Source organism: Acinetobacter sp. RF14B, assembly GCF_006864105.1.
Classification (GTDB): Bacteria; Pseudomonadota; Gammaproteobacteria; order Pseudomonadales; family Moraxellaceae; genus Acinetobacter; species Acinetobacter lwoffii_C.
Window position 1 is genome coordinate 24,630 of sequence record NZ_SMTB01000010.1, and the last position, 19,803, is coordinate 44,432.

Annotated in this window: 18 protein-coding genes and 2 tRNA genes; 12 read left to right on the forward strand and 8 right to left on the reverse strand. The window is 39.3% G+C overall.

Translation table 11 applies throughout. The features are described from left to right. The first annotated feature begins 28 nt into the window (after positions 1-28). From E2K52_RS03025 to E2K52_RS03050, 6 genes are read left to right on the forward strand one after another with little or no spacing between them, the layout of a single operon-like run. Positions 29-3,304, forward strand: coding sequence for a helicase-related protein (locus E2K52_RS03025; RefSeq protein WP_151203578.1), 3,276 nt, complete (start codon positions 29-31; stop codon positions 3,302-3,304). A 2-nt stretch (positions 3,305-3,306) separates the two neighbouring features. Beyond that, positions 3,307-3,981 (forward strand): DUF4391 domain-containing protein, encoded by a 675-nt coding sequence (locus E2K52_RS03030; RefSeq protein ID WP_151203579.1) that lies wholly within the window; start codon positions 3,307-3,309, stop codon positions 3,979-3,981. A gap of 13 nt (positions 3,982-3,994) precedes the next feature. Then, entirely contained in the window at positions 3,995-6,013 is a 2,019-nt protein-coding gene (locus tag E2K52_RS03035) for an RNA-binding domain-containing protein (protein WP_151203581.1), read from the forward strand. A gap of 9 nt (positions 6,014-6,022) precedes the next feature. Beyond that, positions 6,023-7,828, forward strand: coding sequence for a site-specific DNA-methyltransferase (locus E2K52_RS03040; protein ID WP_151203583.1), 1,806 nt, complete (start codon positions 6,023-6,025; stop codon positions 7,826-7,828). Positions 7,829-7,840: 12 nt separating this feature from the next. Then, positions 7,841-11,011 carry a type III restriction-modification system endonuclease gene (locus E2K52_RS03045; RefSeq protein ID WP_151203585.1) on the forward strand — a complete coding sequence of 1,057 codons (3,171 nt, stop codon included), beginning with the start codon at positions 7,841-7,843 and terminating at the stop codon, positions 11,009-11,011. 50 nt (positions 11,012-11,061) lie between these two features. Continuing rightward, positions 11,062-11,985, forward strand: a complete 924-nt coding sequence (locus E2K52_RS03050; RefSeq protein WP_151203587.1) for a hypothetical protein — start codon at positions 11,062-11,064, stop codon at positions 11,983-11,985. Between the two features lie 377 nt (positions 11,986-12,362). Here E2K52_RS03050 and E2K52_RS03055 read toward each other — a convergent pair whose 3' ends face one another. The 5 genes from E2K52_RS03055 to E2K52_RS03075 form a co-directional block, all read right to left on the reverse strand. Beyond that, positions 12,363-13,109, reverse strand: a complete 747-nt coding sequence (locus E2K52_RS03055) for an ATP-binding protein (RefSeq protein WP_151203589.1) — start codon at positions 13,107-13,109, stop codon at positions 12,363-12,365. A gap of 10 nt (positions 13,110-13,119) precedes the next feature. Further along, positions 13,120-13,692, reverse strand: coding sequence for a DUF1376 domain-containing protein (locus E2K52_RS03060; protein WP_151203591.1), 573 nt, complete (start codon positions 13,690-13,692; stop codon positions 13,120-13,122). Positions 13,693-13,757: 65 nt separating this feature from the next. Further along, on the reverse strand, positions 13,758-14,009 hold the full coding sequence (locus tag E2K52_RS03065; protein ID WP_151203593.1) for a hypothetical protein: 252 nt from the start codon (positions 14,007-14,009) through the stop codon (positions 13,758-13,760). Beyond that, entirely contained in the window at positions 13,999-15,183 is a 1,185-nt protein-coding gene (locus tag E2K52_RS03070; protein WP_151203595.1) for a site-specific integrase, read from the reverse strand. Before E2K52_RS03070 ends, E2K52_RS03065 begins: the two co-directional genes overlap by 11 nt. A 19-nt stretch (positions 15,184-15,202) precedes the next feature. Beyond that, positions 15,203-15,412, reverse strand: coding sequence for a hypothetical protein (locus E2K52_RS03075; RefSeq protein ID WP_000122748.1), 210 nt, complete (start codon positions 15,410-15,412; stop codon positions 15,203-15,205). Positions 15,413-15,527: 115 nt separating this feature from the next. On the opposite strand from E2K52_RS03075, the gene E2K52_RS03080 reads away from it, so the two are divergent. Continuing rightward, entirely contained in the window at positions 15,528-15,755 is a 228-nt protein-coding gene (locus E2K52_RS03080; RefSeq protein WP_151203597.1) for a helix-turn-helix domain-containing protein, read from the forward strand. Between the two features lie 325 nt (positions 15,756-16,080). Here the strand turns inward: E2K52_RS03080 and E2K52_RS03085 are convergent. After that, positions 16,081-16,156: transfer RNA gene (locus tag E2K52_RS03085), tRNA-Gly, on the reverse strand. Between the two features lie 46 nt (positions 16,157-16,202). Next, positions 16,203-16,278 (reverse strand) — tRNA-Gly (locus E2K52_RS03090). A gap of 230 nt (positions 16,279-16,508) precedes the next feature. Here E2K52_RS03090 and E2K52_RS03095 point away from each other — a divergent pair. The 5 genes from E2K52_RS03095 (at position 16,509) to E2K52_RS03115 (ending at position 19,318) form a co-directional block, all read left to right on the forward strand. Then, positions 16,509-16,817, forward strand: a complete 309-nt coding sequence (locus E2K52_RS03095) for a BolA family protein (protein WP_151203599.1) — start codon at positions 16,509-16,511, stop codon at positions 16,815-16,817. A 9-nt stretch (positions 16,818-16,826) separates the two neighbouring features. Beyond that, positions 16,827-17,219 carry a SirB2 family protein gene (locus E2K52_RS03100; protein ID WP_151203601.1) on the forward strand — a complete coding sequence of 131 codons (393 nt, stop codon included), beginning with the start codon at positions 16,827-16,829 and terminating at the stop codon, positions 17,217-17,219. Between the two features lie 67 nt (positions 17,220-17,286). Then, positions 17,287-18,123: a ParA family protein gene (locus tag E2K52_RS03105; RefSeq protein WP_151203603.1), complete on the forward strand. Its 837-nt coding sequence runs from the start codon at positions 17,287-17,289 to the stop codon at positions 18,121-18,123. A 13-nt stretch (positions 18,124-18,136) separates the two neighbouring features. Further along, positions 18,137-18,529: a hypothetical protein gene (locus tag E2K52_RS03110; RefSeq protein ID WP_151203605.1), complete on the forward strand. Its 393-nt coding sequence runs from the start codon at positions 18,137-18,139 to the stop codon at positions 18,527-18,529. A gap of 195 nt (positions 18,530-18,724) precedes the next feature. Then, a complete protein-coding gene (locus E2K52_RS03115; protein ID WP_151203607.1) occupies positions 18,725-19,318 on the forward strand; it encodes a LysE family translocator in 594 nt (197 codons plus the stop codon). Positions 19,319-19,334: 16 nt separating this feature from the next. On the opposite strand, the gene E2K52_RS03120 is transcribed toward E2K52_RS03115, so the two are convergent. Next, positions 19,335-19,803: VTT domain-containing protein (locus E2K52_RS03120; protein ID WP_151203609.1), on the reverse strand; the 469-nt coding region annotated here is incomplete at its 5' end.

Sequence of the window (19,803 nt, forward strand, 5' to 3'; positions counted from 1 at the left end):
ATATTGTCTTAATTACTGCATTTGACAAATGAAACTCATTGATAACATCAACAGCACATTAGGTTCAGATATTGGGGGAAATCTCAGTAGAAAGTCCAGATTAAAGATCGCTGCTTCCTATTTCTCCATCTATGCTTACGCTGCTTTAAAAAAAGAATTAGAAAAGATCGAAGAACTGCAATTTGTTTTTACGTCACCAACCTTTGTTGCAGATAATGTGACGGACAAACTGAAGAAAGAGAGACGTGAATTTGTCATTCCTAAACAAGATCGTGAAAGCAGTCTTTATGGCACAGAATTTGAAATTCACTTGAAAAATCAGTTATCACAAAAGGCAATTGCTAAAGAGTGTGCAGATTGGATACGACGAAAAGCAACATTTAAATCGAATAACAGCAATGCACCAATGCAGGAATTCATCAGTATTCAGAAACCTGAGCAATCCTTAACCTATATGCCAATTCAGGGGTTTACCCCTATGGGACTCGGCTTTGAAAAAGGTAATGCTATTTCCAATATGGTGAACTGCTTTGATGAGCAGCCGATGGTGCAAACCTATATTCAGCTGTTCAATCAAATTTGGAATGACCCCTCAAAAGTTGAAGATGTCACTAGTGAAATTATTCGACACATTGAGTCTGTCTATCAGGAAAATCCACCTGAACGCATTTACTTCTTAATGCTTTACAACATCTTCAAAGACTTCCTCGAAGATATCAATGCAGATGTGATGCCTAATGATCTCACAGGTTATCAGGATACCTTGGTATGGAATAAGCTGTTCAATTTCCAAAAAGATGCAGCCGTAGGCATTATCAATAAACTTGAAACCTACAATGGCTGTATCTTGGCGGATAGTGTTGGTTTGGGTAAGACCTTTACCGCATTGGCTGTGATCAAATACTACGAATTACGAAACAAGAGCGTTCTGGTTTTATGCCCTAAGAAATTGGGGGCGAACTGGACGAACTATAACGCCAATTTAGTTACGAACATCTTTGCTAAAGACCGTTTTAGCTACGATGTGCTGTATCACACAGACCTCTCTCGTAAAGGTGGTGAAACCCTAGGCATAGATTTGGCGAGAATCAATTGGGGTAACTATGATTTGGTTGTCATTGATGAATCGCATAACTTCCGTAACCGTGGCACGTTTAAGGATCGAGAAACACGTTATGACCGCTTAATGAATCAAGTGATTCGTCAGGGCGTGAAAACCAAAGTGTTAATGTTATCTGCTACGCCAGTAAATAATCACTTTACTGACCTTAAGAATCAGCTCGCCCTTGCTTATGAGGGAAATGCAGGGTTATTGGAAAATAAGCTCGATACTGAACGTGATATCGAAACCATATTCCGTAGAGCACAGGCCAGCTTTAATGCCTGGGCAAAACTAGATCCTGCCCAACGGACAACTCAAGAAATTCTTAACCTTCTGGATTTCGATTTCTTTAAGCTGTTGGATAGCGTAACAATTGCTCGTTCAAGAAAACACATTCAAACTTTCTATGACACCAAAGATATTGGACAGTTCCCTCAACGACTCAAGCCGATTTCATTCCGTTGTGCATTATCAACCGATCAGGATAGTGTTTCTCTGAATCAAATTTATGCAGATCTGTCCTTAATCAAGATGTCAGTCTATGCACCAGTCAGTTATATCTTTCCAAGTGCCTTAAGAAAATATGAAGAGATTTTTGATACTCGTGTAGAAGGCAAAGGTAAATTAAGACAGGTAGACCGTGAAAAAAGTTTACAGGCCTTAATGACGGTCAACTTGCTGAAACGCCTAGAAAGTTCTGTCCATGCGTTTAGACTGACGCTCAACGTTTTAAAGAAAAATATTGAAAATGCACTCGCTAAAATTGCGGACTTTGAAGCTCGTCAGGCGGATGATGAAGTCAGTATTTCACCAGACTTTGGCTACGATGAAGATGAGAATGGCGAATTGCTTAATACTGAAGACCTCATTGGCAATAAGCTCAAAATTCATTTGGCTGATATGGATCTGTTGAGCTGGAAAACGGATCTAGACGGTGACTACCACATTATTCTCGGTTTACTGCGAATGATTCAGCCAATTAATGCTGAAAAGGATGCCAAACTACAGCATCTTAAAGCACATGTTGTTGAGAAAATTCAGAACCCAATTAATGCCAATAACCGTAAAGTCATCATATTTACTGCCTTTGCGGATACAGCGAATTATATCTATGAGCATATTGCTCCGATTTTGCTAGAAACCTACGGTCTGCACAGTGCCAAAGTGATCGGTAGTGATAATACTTCAACGATTAAGACCAGAGTGGGAAGTCGTCAAAGTTATGATATGCAGGGCTTACTGACTCTATTCTCTCCACAATCAAAGCAAAAAGCAGACATATTCCCTGAAGAGTCCAGAGAAATTGATGTGCTCATTGCAACCGACTGTATTTCTGAAGGACAAAACTTACAGGACTGTGATTATTTGATTAATTTCGATATTCACTGGAATCCTGTACGCATCATTCAACGCTTTGGGCGTGTGGATCGTATTGGCTCATCAAATAGCGTCATTCAGCTCGTTAATTACTGGCCTGATATCAGTCTGGATGAATATATTAACTTGCGAGAACGCGTCGAGAATCGCATGGTGATCGTCGATATGACCAGTACGGGAGATGATAACGTCCTCAGTGCTCAAGCCAATGATATTGCCTATCGTCGTGAACAATTACAAAAGCTACAAACTGAAGTACTAGACTTGGAAGATGCCAATACAGGGGTTTCTATTACCGATTTAGGTCTAAATGACTTCCGTATGGATTTGCTTGGCTATATGGAAGAGCATCCTGAATTGGAGCGATTACCGAATGGATTGCATACCGTTGTCCCTGCACAGCCAGAACTCGGTTTAAATGCAGGAGTTATTTTTACCCTAAGAGCACGACATCCTGAGTCACCTAACAGCCAAAGCAACCGCCTATATCCATATTACTTAGTTTATATTAATCAAGGCGGTGAAGTCGTTTATGACTATACCCAAGCCAAATATTTATTGGATGTAGCACGTAAAGCATGTCGAGGAAAAGATCATCCGATTCCTGAAGCATATGAAAAGTTTAATGAGAAAACCAATGATGGACAAGATATGAGCCAATATTCAGAATTGTTGGATATTGTAATTCATACCATTCAGGACGTAAAAGCTGAGAAGGATATTGATAGCTTGTTTTCAGGCTTGACTACATCGGCGTTGGTAGATGTGGTTTCTGGATTAAATGACTTTGAGCTTATTAGTTTTATTGTGATTGAAGAATCTTGATCATGAAGTTATATAAATTTCCACCCCAGGCTAAAGTGGATCTGTTAATTCCGAAAAATAAGTTTTATGAGCAAGGGAAAGCCAATGCCAAGCTCGAACAACTATTTGTTGATCAAGTGGCAAATATACGGTGGGCTTACAAGTTGGCTTCATCTACAATCCACCTCCAAGATCAGGAAGATTTGAAGGAAATTCAAATCTTTCGAGTGAAAAGTCGGGTTGAAGATTTAGATATGTCAATTCTATCTTTCATTGATAAGCTCATTCTCACTCCAATTGTTTTTGAAGTTGTTTATCAAGATAAAGTGAAGGTTGTTGCAACCTATAAACGGTTGAATCAAGCAGATAAAAGCAAAGCTGTGATAGGTCAATATTATGCTTCTGAATGGCTAGAGGATCATGATCGTATAGAACTACCTTTTTATTTAAACTTGGCTGATCTATATGAACATTTCATTGCTCAAATCTTGCCAATTGCATCAAGTAAAGACTTAGAAAACGATGATGAGTCCGTTTCTATTGAACTTCAACTGCAAAAAGCTCAACAACTTGAAAGCTTGCAAAAGCAGCTTGCTCAGTTGCAATCCAAGTTGAGAAATGAAAGGCAATTTAATCGTAGAGTTGAGTTGAATAAACAATTGCAAAATTTGCAATTACAGATAAGCCGTATTCATTAATGGTTGATATAAAATGATAAATTCCATTATTCAGCAGTTAGAGCAATTGATCGCAGGAGATTTTTCCCTTCTACAGGAAAGCGTAGATATTGAGTGCAAATTAGCTATTGGTCATGATGGAAAAGGTGGGTTACCAAAAAGCCTTTGGGAAACATACAGTGCTTTTGCAAATACGGATGGTGGCATCATTATTTTAGGTGCCAAAGAGTTAAAAAATGGCACATTTGAAGCACGTGGTATAGAAAATCTTATTCAGATCAAAGCAGATTTATTTAATACGCTGAATAATCCTGCAAAGATTAATAAAAACTTGTTAACCGATCAGTTTGTTCGAGAATGGCAAGTTGATGGTAAATGTTTGCTAGTGATTGCTGTGCCTAGAGCATCACGAAAGCAGCAGCCAATTTATTTAAATAATAATCCACTCAATAATACTTATGTTCGTCAGAATGAGGGTGACTATAAACTTGATGATGAACATGTCAAACGCATGTTGGCTGAACAAGCACATGATGGTCGAGATGATGAGATTCTTCCGAATTTTGGGTTAGATGATTTAGCGATAGAGTCATTAAGGTCTTATCGACAACGCTATAGCAATTTAAATCCTAATGCTGAATTAAATGATTTGGTTGATATAGAGTTTTTACGTCGTATCGGGGCTTATGGGATTAACCGTGAAACAGGCGCGCGCGGTCTAACCAAAGCGGGATTATTGATGTTTGGAATGCAGCATACAATAGCTGAGGTATTCCCAAACTACATGGTGGACTATCAAGAACGACCTCATGCGCAAACAGAAGCGCGTTGGGTTGATCGAGTTGTGCCTGACGGTTCTTGGAGCGGGAACTTATACGACTTTTACCGTAAGGTTTATAATAAACTTATACAAGATTTAAAAATTCCGTTTGAGCTTAAAGATGGAGTGCGTCAAGAAGATACACCAGTTCATATTGCATTACGTGAAGCTTTGGTAAATTGTATTGTACATGCGGATTATACAGATCGAGCTTCGGTCCTTATTGTAAAACGTCCCGATATGTTTGGTTTCCGAAATCCTGGACTGATGCGGATTCCACTAGAGCATGCACTAAAAGGTAGTGAATCCGACTGCCGTAATCGAAGGCTACATCAAATATTTAGACTTATTAATGTCGGTGAGCAGGCAGGTTCAGGAATTCCAAAAATCCTATCTGGGTGGCATTCTCAGCATTGGATTCCACCTTATTTACATGAGAAGCGACAACCCAATAATCAAACCCTTCTCGAAATGACCATGGTTGATTTATTTCCATCTGACACCATGCAGCAATTGACGCAACAATTTGGCTCAAGTTTTACTGAGCTCACGCAAAATGAGCGCGCTGCCCTTGCCATTGCCAAACTTGAAGGCACTGTAACACATGCACGTTTACAAACTGTTGTGACAGGACATTCCGTTGATATCACTCGTGATTTACAACATCTTGTTAAACTTGGCTTTCTAAATACGAGTGGTGGTCGTGGTTCTGTATATACCTTGGCTGGGGTAGATATTGTTCAGCCAGATGATATTTTTAATGAACAAAATAAAGAAATAAGTGATTCTAGCTTAGGTTCTAACGAAGCGAGCTTAGGTTCTAACGACGCTAGCTTAGGTCTTAAAGAGTCGAGCTCTATACCTAATGGATCATATAGAGATGAGATGGGGCGCTTGTGTAGCGATCGTTTGGACTTTCCAATTATTGATAATTTAATGGAATTATCTGAGGATTTTAGGGAAAGTCTTTATGTTTTGGCGAATGAAGCGAGAATAAAGCAGCGTCTTTCTTTCGAAGTCATGCAGCACATAATTTTGCGACTTTGTAGTGAGCATTTTTTTACCATATCTGCTTTAGGTGAATTGCTGAATCGTAAGGCTGAACCTTTAAGAAAGCGTTATCTATCCCCAATGGTAAAAGCCAACCAGCTTTGTCTTGCATTTCCAACGACACCGACGCATGAAAAGCAAGCATACCGTACCAATACCGAATTAAATCATTCAGAAAATTAAGAGTTATCTATGTCAGACCAGTTAAAAATGCACTCACCCAATCTTGTGGATGCAAACATCGAAAAAATTTCAGCACTATTCCCAAACTGCATTACCGAAACCAAAGATGAAAATGGTGAGCTGAAAAAAGCCGTTGATTTTGACTTGCTTAAACAAGAACTTTCACAAGTTTTGGTTGAAGGTGAGCAGGAACGCTATCATCTTGATTGGGTCGGTAAAAAAGAAGCCATTTTAACGGCTAATGCACCAATTGCGAAAACCTTGCGCCCATGTCGTGAAGAAAGCGTTAATTTTGATAAGACAGAAAACTTGTTTATCGAAGGTGATAACCTCGAAGCACTAAAACTTCTCCAAGAGAATTATTTGGGTAAGGTCAAAATGATCTACATTGACCCACCATACAACACGGGTAATGATTTTATTTATAAAGATAATTTTGCAATTAATAGAGATCTATACAAATTACAAGCCAATGAAATAGATCAAGAAGGTAATAAATTCTTTACAAATTCTGATAGTAACGGAAGATTCCATTCTGATTGGTTATCAGATATTTATCCAAAGCTACGTTTATCAAAAAATCTTTTAGCAGATGACGGATTTATCATTGTATCGATTGGAGAGCGTGAATTAAGTAACATGCTCAAAATGCTGAGTGAAGTATTTGGAGAAAAAAATCAACTCGGAATTTTTACATGGAAATCAAGAAGCAAACCTACTAATGCCGGTAATTCAAAATATAGAGCTCAAAAAGTTGCTGAATATGTAATTGTCTATTCTATGACTAACCCAGAAGAAGTTATTTTAAATTTAAGCTCGTCAAAAAGTAGAACTTATCCTCATACGGATACAGATGGTAGAAAATACAGGACTACAACAATTCTGACTTCGAATAGAGGATCATTCAGACGTGAAACCATGAGATTTGAAAGTAATGGTTATTTACCTGAAGAAGAGTATCGTTGGAAAGCTGGAAAAGAAACGATTGAAAATTTATTTGCAGACAATCAAATAATCTTTAATGAAGATGGATATCCAGTTTTAAAAAAATATGAAGATGATGAATATGACCCTCTCTATCCAGTATATACCTATTTAGATACTGATTTAACTGGTACTGCTGAGAATGGAAAATCAGAATTAAATTTTCTTGTTGGAAATCAACATGGTTTTGATACTGTAAAACCAATTAATTTGATGAAATATTTAATTCAAACATTTTCAAATGAAGGGGATTTAATTTTAGATTTATATGCAGGTTCTGGTACAACAGCTCAAGCTATCGTTGAAATAAACAAGGAAATAGACTCTAATAATGAAAGAAAATTTATTTTAATCCAAATTGCCCATGAAGGTATAGAAAATATCTTTCATAAAAGAATTTTGGGGTTAAAGAATAAATATAATTTAACTTGTGGGTATAGATTCTTAAAAATTGACTCAACCAATATGAAGGATGTGTATTACACACCTGACGCTTTAAGACAAGCTGATATGCTGGATTTAGCTTCAAATATTAAAGAAGACCGTACATCTGAAGATCTGTTATTCCAAGTCATGTTGGATTGGGGGCTTGAACTTTCTTTACCGATTGAACGTAAAACTATTGCAGGAAAAGAAGTCTTTTACGTTGCAGGCAATAGCCTTGTAGCTTGTTTTGATGATTTGACTTTCGATGTAGTTGATGAAGTTGCTAAAGATCGTCCTTTACGCTTCGTATCAGCAGAAAAGGCCATTCGTCTAGACCATGATAAAACCAATATCAAAGAACGCTTTAAACAGCTCTCTCCTGATACCGAAGTCAAGTTTCTTTAAGAAGGTTAGATAATGGAAATCCGTTTTAAAACTCTTGATTATCAGAAAGATTCTGTACAAGCGATTGTGGATTGCTTTAAAGGACAACCACGTTCTGAAGGTCATCGTTACATGATTGACCAAGGTGCAGCTAAAGTGAAAAAAGCAACTGCACAGGTTGATATGCTTGAAGAAACCTTGGACTTAGAAGGTGGTAAGGCTAAAAAAGTTATTGCCGATGTTGGTTTTGAGAATGCTCATATTTTTGATCTGCAAGCTGTATTGAAAAACATTCAGGAAGTACAAGCAGCAGGTGGATTACAACGATCATCGCAATTGATCACGGATGACAATGGCAAAGGTAAAAACCTGACTAAAAGCCCATTAAACCTTGATATTGAAATGGAAACAGGTACAGGTAAGACCTATTGTTATATCCGTACCATGTTTGAACTGCATAAGCAGTATGGCTGGTCGAAATTTATTGTGGTCGTACCAAGCATTGCCATTCGTGAGGGCGTTTATAAAAGCCTAAATATGATGGCAGATCACTTTCAAGAACAGTACGGCAAAAAGGCGCGTTTCTTTATCTATGCTTCAAAAGCACTGCACCATTTAGAAAGTTTTAGTTCTAATGGTGGCATTAATGTCATGGTCATTAACGTTCAAGCCTTTAATGCGACAGGTAAAGATAACCGTCGGATCTATGACGAATTGGATGAATTCCAATCCCGTCGTCCAATTGATGTGATCAGCCGTAACCGTCCAATTTTAATATTGGATGAGCCTCAAAAGATGGGGGCAGATAAAACACTAGAGTCTTTATCAAACTTCAACCCCTTATTCATTTTGCGCTATTCAGCTACGCATAAGCGCAACTATAACCTTGTTTACCGTTTGGATGCCTTGGATGCCTATAACCAAAAACTGGTGAAAAAAATCACCGTGAAAGGTGTGGAAGTACAAGGCTTAACGGGTACACATGGCTATTTATACTTACAAGACATCATTGTATCTAAATCTGCACCTGTCGCGCGTTTAGAAATCGAAATTAAAACCCAAAATGGCTTTAAGCGTGAAGTGAGAAAGGTCAGTAAAGGCAATAATCTTTATGATATTTCCAATAAAGCTGAACAATATAATGATAGATATGTAGTCAGAGATATTGATGCTCGAGATAATTCCATTACTTTTGTAAATGGAATCAAAATTCATGTTGGTGAAGCATTGGGACATGTTGATGAAAAGATCATGCGAACCATTCAGATCCGTGAAACGATTCGTGCACACATTCAAAAAGAACGTCAGTTATACAATCAGGGTATTAAAGTTCTGAGTCTTTTCTTCATTGATGAAGTAGCAAAATATCGTCAATATGATGAGGATAATAATCCTGTAGATGGGGAATATATTCAAATTTTTAAAGAACAGTACCAGCAGGTACTCAATGAAGTTCTGGATCTAAACTTAGAAAATGACCCATATTTTGACTATCTGAAAGCAATTGAGGTAGACCGCACTCACAACGGTTATTTCTCAATTGATAAGAAATCAAAACGTCTTGCCAATCCAGCAATTGATAAGAAAGCTGAAGAAGCTCAGATATCCAATGATACAGACGCTTATGACCTGATTTTAAAAGATAAAGAACGCCTACTTTCCTTTGAAGAGCCAACTCGTTTTATTTTCTCTCACTCAGCGTTACGAGAAGGTTGGGATAACCCGAACGTCTTTGTGATTTGTACTTTAAAGCATTCAGATAATGTGATTTCTCGTCGCCAAGAAGTTGGCCGTGGTATGCGCCTTGCAGTGAATAAATTTGGCGAACGTATGGATGCCAACCATTTCCAAGGGGCCTTAGGAGAAATTCATAAACTGAATAATCTCACAGTTGTTACCAATGAAAGTTACAAAGAGTTTGTGTCGAATCTACAATCAGAAATCTTAAATACGATTCAAAATCGTCCGACACAAGCGACTCCTGATTACTTTAAAGGGAAAATTTTTAAGTTATCCGATGGATCTAGTGTTGAAGTAACTGAATTGATGGCAAAGCAGATTAATAAGCATCTGTCTAAGCATGATTATATAGATGACAATGATCAGTTAACGTCAAAGTATCACGAAGCGAAAGAGCAAGGTACGCTTGCTGAATTGCCTGAAAATTTAGTGGCTTATTCTGAGCAAATTCACAAGCTGATTGATGGGCTGTTTGATCCAAAAGCTTTGGAGGGTATGACTGATAATGGCAATAAGAAGCTAACCAATACGATCAACCAAACCAATTTAGAACGAAAAGAATTCCAGGCTTTATGGTCTCGTATTAACCGTAAAGCAGTTTATCAAATTCATCTAGATTCTGAAAAACTCATTGAGCAAAGCATTAGTGCTGTTGAACGTACTGCTGTTGAGCGCAACAACAAATTTGTGGAAACGTTGAGTTATAAACTTGCAGAAGCGACACAGAATGATGAATCCACCTATGAGCAAGTCAAAGCCAAAGAAATGTTTGGGAAGGTGACTTCAAAAACTGAAGTGGCGAATATTTTTATTCAGTCTCAAGTGACCTATGACCTGATTGGCAATATTGCTGATGATACGAATCTCACTCGTAAAACGGTTGCTCGTATCTTACAGGGAATTAACGCTGCGGTATTTGCGCAGTTTAAGTCGAATCCAGAAGCTTTCATTCGTGAAATGAGTCGTATCATCAACGAACAGCAAGCCAAAATGGTCATTCAAGGACTGAAATATAACCCTTTAGATAGTACTTATCCTGACAATGAAATCTTTGTGAGTAATGAAAATATTCCATTACAGGCGTATAAGGCAGAGCGTCATATATGGGATTACGTAGTCACCGATTCTGATAATGAGCGTAAATTTGTTGAGGAGCTGGATGGTGCAGATGAGGTGGTCGTCTACGCTAAACTTCCTGATCGTTTCCAGATTCCTACGCCTTTTGGTAGCTATAACCCTGACTGGGCAATTGCTTTCAATAAGGATAAAGTACGCCAAATCTATTTCGTTGCAGAAACTAAAGGCTCAATGCTAGACAGTGACCTAAGGGAAAAAGAGAAACGTAAAATTGACAGTGCTAAAAAGTTCTTCGCTACTTTAAATCAAGAAAATCAATCATTGGAGGATGTAGTTCATTATTCGGTGATTGATAGTTTTGGTAGTTTGATGAAATTAGTGAAATAAGCAATCGAAAGTCTATGACTACGTCATAGACTTTCTTTTACGAGGAAATTATGGGCTTTTTTGATATGTTGTTTTCTGGCATTGGGTCTTTATTCAGTGCAGCAGTGAGCGTAGTTTCTGAAGTCGTTTCTACAGTCAAAACCTATTTCACTGCAAAAGAAATCGTAGCAAAAACTGTCTACGATGAGCGAGACAAAAAACAAGATCAAATACATGAGCTTAATCAAGAAATTCAATTTTTGCGTAGAAAATTAAATGAATCAGGACGTATTACTGAACAACAACGTAAAAGGCTGTATGAGCTTGATGAGGAAAGAAATTTTTTAAAACAAGGCATTAAAAGTGATAGTCAAATTATTGCTGCTGATAGATTCCAACAGAATGAAAATAATATTCATAAAGTTGATATTGATCTAGAAACAACCCATGTCCTTCAATGGAATGCTTTTGCAGATACCATGGCAAAGGCATGCCCTAGATGTCAAAGACCTATGAAATTACAGTGGGCACGTAATTTAGTTCATGTTAATCCACAAGATTTCTATTGGGGATGTACAGGTTGGTATTTTAATAATAAACAGGTTCGTTTATGTGAATATCGTGAAAATTTATCTCAACAAGACTTAGCATTAATGACAGATACATCCGCACCTGAATTTAGTCTTTCAGCTCAAGACTTCAATATTATTCTTCAGGATCATCGTACGTCTGAAAGTATTATAGAGCGTATGGATGATTTACAGTCTGATCTAAGGAGTAAAAAGCAAGGTGTTAACATTGTTTGTTGCCCAATGCATGCTGAACCGATGGTTTTACAAAAGAAAAAGAATGGAGTTGGGCTATTAGATCAATATTATTTACGTTGTCCTCATTGGGCACCTAATGATCAAGGCTGTCCCTATACAGAGAAGCTAAAATCAGGTTCACAATTGGCAGCTTTATTAAAGCATCAAACTGGTACAGGAATACTTTAAATTTTATAATGTGTCCAAGTAAAGTAAGAATTGATGTTCTACTTCAAATAAGAATATCTGTCCATTAAAATAAGAATACGCACCACCAGAATTCAAGGAAATAAATGGCTTGAAATTGGGGTAGTTCATAATAAAAATTGGTAAAAAATATTATGTAATTCATCCATTTTAGTCAAAAAATATGTACAAGAATTACTTGGAGTAGATAGCAATTCGGATGAAATTGAGTTTTTGAGCTCATTTGAAATATTGCATACACCACAAAATGTATTTTGACCGTAAGCGTCCGCTGAACCCACTTTTCGAGCCTGTAAATAATTTTTTTAATAAAAAAGCCAATTATCTCGGAAGATAATTGGCTTGAGCAAAAAGTTTGGCTATCTGCTTATTCGTCGATCATCCCAATAACACGGTACTACAATCAAATTGTTTTCATGTAATCGTGACCATAATCGGACACCTAAATCCCGCTGCATATTTTGGACTGTGAAATTGGAAATCAGCAGGGTAGATTTCATATTGTCATAACGACTATATAAGACCTTATGCACCATCTCCAGGCGTTTTTCATGCCGGTCATGCAGGCCATATTCATCAATCACCAATAAATCAAAACTGGAGAAATGATCGATGACTTCTTTCTCAGAGCGTGAAGTATCTGACCAGGTATCCATCATTTTTTGAGCAATTTCTGCACTGGTATAGTAGCGTGCAGATTTTGTACTGTTATGCAGAATGTTGCGAATAATTGATGCACTCAGATGGGTTTTACCTGTACCCGGTGTACCAATCATCAACATGTTCGGGTTGTGATCAGAAATAATTTGCTGTGCAAAGGCCTGGCATAGCTTGATGGTATTATCTTGTGCAGGGCATGCAACTACATAATTCTTGAAGCCACGATCCAGGTAGCGTTTATTGAGCCCTGAATTTTTAATTTTCTGTTGTAGCAATCGCTGTTGCAGTTCATCCTCATAGGCTGCATGTGAGTGATGGACGGTTTCTTTGGCACACAATTTACAGAGCCTATGACCAGCAATTTCCATCAGGGGTATATGGTGGGTAGGGCAAAGTGTTTTCGTTGATTCTGCGTCAAACTGAAGCATTCTAGGCATAGTATTCATTAGAACCTCCTCAAATCCATTTGGAGTTTTCTGCAAAATCCTCATTTTTTTCTTCAAAATTTGAAGATGAAGATGAAGATGAAGATGAAGATGAAGATGAAGATGAAGATGAAGATGAAGATGAAGATGAAGGGCATGATTCAAGCATGACTTGAGTAATACTCGGGCTCTTCTCAGGAGCTGCTTGAGCATTTACTTTTCGTTGCTTGGTTGATGCTTGAGCATTACTTGCGGATTTTCCCCAACGTGCTTGAGCTGCGTTTTTAGCTTTATCAGATTTCATTTGCTGATTTTGCAATGCCTGGCTTTTTAAACTGGTTAAAAAGTTTGAATGAATCTGCTCAGATTCGATTTCAAACAATTCCAGGGCCATTAGCGTATTCAACAAAGTTTTAGCCTTGGTATGTTGCGATAATTTTGTGATGCTACATACAGTAGCTAGGTCATGAGGAATGGCACCATTTTTCCAGAAATCCATCATTAACAGTAGGGTGGCACCAATTTGTTCTGCCGTCATTCGTGCAAATTTTGCCTGTAGGTCGCCAATATAGAGTGGCATCCAAATTGAAATATCTTTATGCATGTGTTCACCTTTTTATAGGTATAGAGGGGCTAAGGTCATCGATTGGATGACCTTCTATGTTGGTTTTATTGGTGGGCGAGACTCATTAACCGGAGACGGGCCTGTTGGGCCAAGTCATCGTAATGGGCTTGCCCTTCATCCAGCATTCGTTGTAACCAGAGTCTTAATACTTGGTGATCATCGAAGCACTTATTGATTTCCAGCAAAAAGGCCAGATTGTGCAGTTTGGGAATGTGGAGCTCATGGATTAATTCACGAGCGACCATATCTGCTTCTGGGCTAACGACTACGCCGCCAAAGAAAGCTTTACTGTTCATGGGCAAGCTCCTCTGTATTCAGTCTCTCCAGCATGGCTTCAAAAGCACTACCATCGCGGCGCGTAACATTAGGGATGTAACGGCTATAGACCCGGAATAGCATTTCAGTCGTTGAATGTCCCAGCTGGCGTGCAATCCATTCTGGGTTCTCGCCTGCCGACAGCCAGAGTGTTGCTGCGGTATGACGTGTTTGATAGGCTCTTCTAGGCTTCAATCCTAGAAAGCGCAAGATCGGATGCCAGACACGTTTATTCACCAGACGGTAATCGAGAGGTCCACCGTCACGATTGCAGAATACAAACTCTGATTTGCCATTATTTAAGCTTTTCTGTTGGAGAAAGGCTTGGTAAACGTGGTCATTCATCTGGATCGTGCGGTCAGAACCATAAGTTTTGGTTCCACCAAGCACACCATTCACTAACGCTTCTCTGATATGGATTTCACGACGTTGTAAGTCGATATTTTTCCATTGCAGACCATCGATTTCACTGGTACGCATACCCGTAAAAAAGCGAATGGTGTAATAGGGACGGAAGTCTTCACGCACTGTGGTAAGAATTTTATGCACCTCTTCCAGAGAAAAAGGTGTGACTTCAATCTTGCTTTCCTTCAGATTGTTAATATTTTTATAAGGCGACTCAAACTCGTATCGTTCAGCCGCATCATTGAGTATCATACGTAAAGGCGTCATGATTTGATTGATTCTCGATGCTTTCAGACTTGTCTGATCTTTTCCGTGAGTCACTTTGGCGAGGGAAGCACGGAAGTTCAGCAAGTCTGACTTCTTGATTTTTGAGAGAACCTGATTACCAAAAGCAGGAATCAAATAATTTTTAATAATAATTGAAACCTTGTGTTGATAGGATATTCTCCACTCAATCTGTTTCTGTTTAAACCACAGTGCAGTAAACTCTTTAAAAAGAGGTACTTTGGTTTGTACAGCGATTTGCTGACTTCTTTTTTCCTTAAACTCCTCGACACGGTTACTTTTTGGGAAGTACTTTTCGTATTCAAAAGTTCCCAAAGTAATTTCCGCCTCTAGCTGCTCGAGACGTTTTTTTAAAATGCGACGATTATAGGCATTGTCTTCAAGACTGGTTGTTTCTCTGCAACGAATGCCCATGTAGCGAAAATCGGCAATCAGTTTGCCACTTCGTTCCCGGATGGTAGCCATCAGTTAAACCTCCTAAGCCTTATTGCAGGGCATCCATGCTTAAACCAGTGAATTTAAGCATTTCAGTTTCAATACGTTCCCAAACAAAAAGAATTTTGCGACCACCAAAAGGACGGATGTAGTGAACACCTTCAATAAAGACACTGTCCTTCAGCTGGTTGCGAATAGTACGAGCGTCGTACTGGATTTTTTCAGCCAGTTGCTGGGCTGTGAGATAGGTATATGACATAATTGTATTCCTAGCGTAATTCATAGGATGTAATGAATTTTTCATCCTTAGACCTAAAATAACCTCAAATTTAATTAAATGCAATTAAATTTTCATTGTATTAGAGGAAAAATTAATGGTTACTTGTAAGCTGCCAATATTGTTGGCTGAAAGAAAAATGCGTGTAGCTGACTTAATTCGTGGCACAGGCATTAATAAGACAACTTTGCATAAGCTTTATAATGGCGAATTGACTCGAATTGATTTGGAGACCATCGATCGAATTTGTGATTATTTGGATGTACAGGTAGGGGATTTATTTGTTTTTGAAAAAGACAATAAAGAACAATCTGTTAGTAAGTAGTTTGGTCACAAATGGTCACATCAAAAAGTGAAATGGTCACAAATTATTGATCATTTGGTAAAAAATATCTTGTTTGGAAGAGAACAGGGTGATTTTTTGCCTTCAAAAAAGCTCTGAAAGTGGTGATCGATTGAGGACATTTAAGATCAATTGAGACCATTTTTTTTGTTGTGGGCACGCCATGGTCACATCTTGGTCACAAAATACGAATCACATTAAGAATATTTTTTATTGAATCGAATAACAAAGGAAGGAGAGTTTTTAAAAAATATAATAAAATCAACAATAAAAAAGCCCCAATCATTCGATCAGGGCTTTTTGAATCTGGAGCGGGAAACGAGACTCGAACTCGCGACCCCAACCTTGGCAAGGTTGTGCTCTACCAACTGAGCTATTCCCGCATAGGCGATCAGTTTTTTACTACAAAAAAATGAACAAAAAAGAATTTGGAGCGGGAAAGGAGGCTCGAACTCCCGACCCCAACCTTGGCAAGGTTGTGCTCTACCAACTGAGCTATTCCCGCATGCCGTGTATAATACAGCATGAAAAATCAGGGTCAATCACTTTATGAAAAATCTTGTATCAATTGCATAAAATAAAAGCAATATTGGGGCTATAAGCAGATGGGTGTACAAAAGTTATGCTAATTTTAATGAAAATTGGCCACAATCAAATGATTAGAGGTAAATCGTTCACCGAAATAGAGTAGAGAACAAGGTATACTGGAGACAGATTATCAATGGGAGTCAGGCCATGAGCTTAGAACAGCAACTGAAAGACCGTTTGGCACAATTGTCACCAAGTTATCTGGAAGTCGTCAATGAATCTTCGGGTCATGGGGGGTATTTTCCTGGTAAAGAATCGCATTTTAAGGCAGTCATTGTCAGTGAAGCGTTTGCTGGCCTGCGTGCGGTACAGCGTCATCAGAAAGTCTATGCTGCAGCGGGAGACTTGTTGGCTAAAGACAAGATCCATGCTTTAGCCATCCATGCTTTTCTACCTGAGGAATGGAAAGAACAAGATACCTCCAGCCCAGCCTGTGCACATGCACCCAAACACTGAGAGCGTATTATGGACACTCAACTTTTAGTTAAAATAATTCATATGTCTGTTGCAGGCGTGGCCCTCGTGGCCATCCTTATACGTGCGTTTACCTTGTTTGTGGGTACGCAGGGAAATTTACCTAATCCAGTCGCACAGAAATTTTTAGTGGCCTTACAGCATTTGTCCATGACCATCATTGCGATAACAGGCGTAATTGCGCTGGTCCTTAAAGACTTTGATGTGCAGCCCTGGTTCTATGCCAAAATTGTTCTGTTTCTGGTTTTGCTTTCATCTTTGGGGAAAGCCTATAAAAAAGATGATTCAATCTTATTGGTGCAGCGTCGGGCAGGTCTACTCATCGCAGTGGTTTCTTTGCTTGCGATTATCGGGTTGGTGATTAGCAAACCAACGTTTGGTTAAAAAAATGAATTAACTAACCGCAATATCATCTCAGTGAAATAAATACAAAAATGAAAAGGGGGTTCTTATGCGTACACGTGTGATATTTAATCAAAAGGGTGGGGTGGGCAAGTCCAGTATTGCAGTGAATCTGGCTGCAATCAGTGCGCACCAGGGGCTGAAAACACTGCTGATTGATCTGGACCCCCAGGCCAACTCCAGTCAATATTTACTGGGCGATGATGCCACCTATTCACATGATAAACCTGCATTAGAACCCAATATTGAGAACTTTTTTGTAGATATACTCGGTCAGCAGCAAAGCAAGGGACTGCTTGGCAATGCGATTGGTTCTATTTTAAAGACCCGCGCCAAAGGGCTGGAAAGTTATGTGCATCAATCGCCTTTCAAGCATCTGGAGGTCATTCCCGCCAGCCCGAATTTGGGTGCTTTGGCGCATGGACTGGAAGCTAAACATAAAATCTACAAGCTACGTGATGCTCTGCAGGCTCTGGCCGGTCAGTATGATCGGGTCTTTATTGATACGCCGCCAGCTTTTAACTTCTTTACCCTGTCTGCCCTGATTGCAGCAGATCGGGTTCTGATTCCGTTTGACTGCGATGTATTTTCCAAGCGTGCTCTGCATACTTTAATTGAAAATGTCATCGAAACTCAGGATGATCATAATGCTGGTCTGGAAATTGAAGGGATTGTGGTCAATCAGTTTCAGGCGCAGGCAAAACTGCCACGCGAAGTCGTGCAGCAGCTCAAAGATGAGGGACTGCCTGTACTGAACAGTATGTTGCCGCCTTCTATTGTGATGAAAGAATCCCATCAAAAAAATCAGCCATTGATTCATCTCGCTACTGATCATAAATTGACTCAGGCCTATCAATCATTGTTCAATGAGATTGAGCAGAACTAAGATCGAGCTAACTATGAAACTTGTGAAACTAAGTCTGGGCCTTGGCATGTTGGTGCTGCTAAATGCCTGTGCAAGTACCATCAAGCCGACCTATGTCTCACCGACCCATTATCAGGCACTTAGCTGTCAGCAGTTACAGAGCGAATATAACCGGATTCAGCAGTATATTAATAATGGTGTGGAAGCACCTAAGCGTACTGGAGTCGGGGTGGGAGTAGGCTTAGGTGGTGGCTGGGGCAGTCGGGGGGGGTGGGGCATTGGTCCAAGTGTATCCGTGAATATGGGGCAATCTTCCAATACCAAACGTACTGAAACGGCACGACTATTGGGTGAACAGGAAGCCATTGCTCAAGCAGCACGCTATAAAAACTGTCCGATGATTGCCCGGAAAGCCGTGGCGTCTTAACTATCTTTCTTTGCAATAATCAAAAATGCTGGCTTTAGGCTGGCATTTTTTATATCTGCACTGTGATATGCTAGAAAAATAAAAATATTTTGATGAAAAAATGACTCATCAGCATAAAAAATAAAAATTTGTGCGCTTGTTCTCGGGCTTCAAGATTGGTTAAGGTACGGCCTGAATTGAAGAGTTGCTCTGCCTATGATTGAAAACTGGTTGTTTGTGCTAGCCATTTTAGCGGTCCTGATGATTCCTGGGCCAGCCAATGCAATGGTCGCCAGCTCGGCCTATCAGCATGGCCCATTAAAAACCAGCCTTTATATCCCGGCGATTCTGGTCGGCTATCTGTATGCCATTAATGCCTGGGCCTTACTGATTCATTTGTTCTCCCCAATCTGGCCCGGCTTTAGAGGGGTGGTGCATGTTCTGAGCTTGATCTGGGTAGGCTGGATGACCTTTCATTTATATCAGGCCCAACAATTACAGCAGTATAACAAGGGCCATCCACATCTACATCCTTGGCAAATGTTTAGAATAACCTTAAAAAATCCCAAAGCAGCGCTATTGGCTGCGGGGATTTTACCCACAGCAACCTGGCAAAGTCCGGTCAATTTTCTGCTGGTCTTTGCAGCATTTATAGCGGTCGCGGTGCCAGTCACTTTTTTCTGGATATACTTCGGACAGGCATTACTTGCAAATCAGCTTAAACGCATCAGCAACAAGCTGATCTATAAGATCACCTTATTGCTGCTTTTACTGTGCCTGATTCCAGTATGGATCAAGCTTTGGGATTAATTCTAAGAAAACAGATTTAAGCCGGTTTGCTTTTTTTCAGCTTCTGCTGGATAAAGCCGACTATACCCGGCATCACACTCAGAATAATGATACCGAAAATCAGATAGGTAAAGTTGTCTTTGATAATCGGCATATTGCCAAACATATAGCCTAAAATCACAAAAGAGCTGATCCAGAGCAGAGCGCCCACCACGTTATACGTCAGGAAGTACTTATAGTTCATGCTGCCAGCACCGGCCACAAAGGGTGCAAAGGTGCGGGCAAACGGTACAAAGCGCGCAAATATAATGGTTTTACCACCATGTTTTTCAAAGAACTTTTGTGTATAGGTTAAATGCTGTTTATTAATAAAACGTGATTCAATCTCGAACACCCGTGGACCAATATATTTACCAATATGATAATTCAGGGTGTCACCCAAGACTGCCGCAGCAAACAAGAGCGGAATCAGCACCCAGGGGTCCATGGCGCCGGTAGAGGCAGCC